General features: G+C 71.1%; 2 protein-coding genes. Both read left to right on the top strand.

Annotated elements, in window-relative coordinates; genetic code table 11:
* Positions 1–121: 121 nt before the first annotated feature.
* A complete protein-coding gene (locus ABZ749_RS34330; RefSeq protein WP_357235379.1) occupies positions 122–1,729 on the top strand; it encodes a DUF2142 domain-containing protein in 1,608 nt (535 codons plus the stop codon).
* Between the two features lie 37 nt (positions 1,730–1,766).
* Positions 1,767–2,091: proteasome accessory factor PafA2 family protein (locus tag ABZ749_RS34325; protein ID WP_357235376.1), on the top strand; the 325-nt coding region annotated here is incomplete at its 3' end.

The following is a 2,091-nucleotide window of genomic DNA, read 5'->3' as shown; positions in this document are numbered from 1 at the left end:
AAGAGTTCTCCAAGGGGGGACCCGGAGCGGTGAGGACGACGAGGGAGTCTATCGTCTGTCCATCTACCCAGCGGGGCCTGCCCGCGCGAGCCGCGAGGTTGACGTGCCTGATCCCGGAAGAGTGACGTTGCCGGCCACCAGCGGAAGCCCGGCGGCCACCATCAGCACAGGCCGACGACACTGGGCCCTCGCCTTCGCCGCATTCTTCCTGATCATCTTCGCCTGGTCGATGGCCGCCCCCTACGACGGCACCCCGGACGAGCGGGAGCACATCGTCCGAGCGGCCGGCGTCGCCGCCGGGCAGATCGCGCCCCCGCCCGCCGACGCGAAGAAGGGCACCGGCGCCTTCCAGACCGTTCCCGGTGGTCTCGTCCGCGAGCAGTGCTGGCAGTTCAAGAAGGAAGTCTCGGCGGCCTGCGCCCAGCCCCCCGGCAGCGACGACACACCGACCCGCGCCGGCACCGGGGCCGGTCGTTACTTCCCCGCCTACTACGCCCTCGTCGGCGCACCGACGGTGCTCTGGCCCGGCTGGTCCGGCGTCCTGCTCGCCCGCATGATCAGCGCCCTGTGCTCCGCCGCGCTGCTCGCCTGCGCGTACGTCGTGATCCGCAACCGGTCCCGCCGCGGCCTCATGATGGGCGCCCTGCTCGTCGTCACCACCCCGATGGCCGTGCACATGGCCAGCGCGGTCAACCCGAACGGCCTGGAGATCGCCGCCGGCATCGCCTTCTTCAGCGCGGTCATCCCCCTGCTCCTCGGCCCACCCGGCCCACGGCGCGGCCTCATCGTCCTCGTCGGGATCAGCGCGCTGCTCCTCGCGGTGCTGCGCCAGACCGGTCCGCTGTGGCTGGCGACCGCGTTCATCGCGTTCGCCTTCCCGCTGCGCCGCGGCAACCTCCTCGGCCTGCTGCGGGACCGGGCCGCGCAGCTCTGGGCAGGTGGCATCGTCCTGTCCACCCTCGCCGTGCTCGCCTGGTCCGTCCGCCAGCAGACCTCCGACCTCGGCAACTACTCCGCCGACCGGCTCACCTACGGGCAGGCGGCCCTGCGCGAGGCCGACCGGTGGCGGGGATACCTCGACCAGATCGTCGGGGTCACCTCCTGGCTGGACACCCGGATGCCCGCCCCGCCCTACCTGATCTGGCAGCTCGTCGCCGGAGCGCTGCTGCTCATCGGGGTCGTCTGGGGCAGCACGCTCGACCGGTGGCGCCTGCTCGTGCTGCTCGGCGGCGGCGTGGCCGTCCCCTCCCTCATGCAGATCGCCCTGGTCAACGAGAGCGGCTTCGTCACCCAGGGCCGCTACATGCTGCCCATGCTGGTCGGCGTTCTGCTCTACGCCGCGTGGATCGCCGAACAACGCGGCTTCGAGGTCGCCCGGGCCCGCTCGTTCACCCGACTCGCCGTCCTGCTCCTCCTGCCGATCCAGCTGTTCTGCCTGGCGTACACGATGGTCCGCTGGCAGAACGGCCTGCCCGCCAACATCGGGCTGAGCAGCCTCAACCCCCTTGGCGGCGACTGGCACCCGGTGGTCGGCTCGGTGATCCCGCTGCTGAGCGCAATCGTCGGCCTGGTGCTGTTCGGGTGGCTCGTCTGGACCACCGGCTCCGCCGCGACCGACGACCTGACTCCGCCCGCTGAGCATTCCGACACCGAATCCAGCGAACTGTTGCGGCCCGCCGGCACTCACCTACAGAGTGCAGGTGCTCAGGGCGGACTACGCTCGACCTGACGGTGGACCGGGTCGGGCGAGCGAAGCGGGTAGGTCGATGAGCGTAAGACGGATCATGGGCACCGAGGTCGAGTACGGCATCTCCGTGCCCGGGCAGGCCGGAGCCAACCCGATGGTCACCTCATCGCAGGTGGTCAACGCCTACGGGGCACGCCCGGAACTCAACCGGGGCGGCCGGGCCCGGTGGGACTACGAGGAAGAGTCGCCGCTGCGCGACGCCCGCGGCTTCACCTACTCCGGTGCCGCGTACGACCCCGCCGAGGCCCTCGCGGACGAAGACCTGGGCCTGGCCAACGTGATACTCACCAACGGCGCACGGCTCTACGTGGACCACGCTCACCCCGAATACTCCACCCCCGAGG

Source organism: Micromonospora sp. NPDC047753 (assembly GCF_040642735.1).
Classification (GTDB): domain Bacteria; phylum Actinomycetota; class Actinomycetes; order Mycobacteriales; family Micromonosporaceae; genus Micromonospora.
The sequence above is the reverse complement of the archived record's forward strand: the minus strand, read 5'-3'. Positions and strand labels throughout refer to the sequence as shown.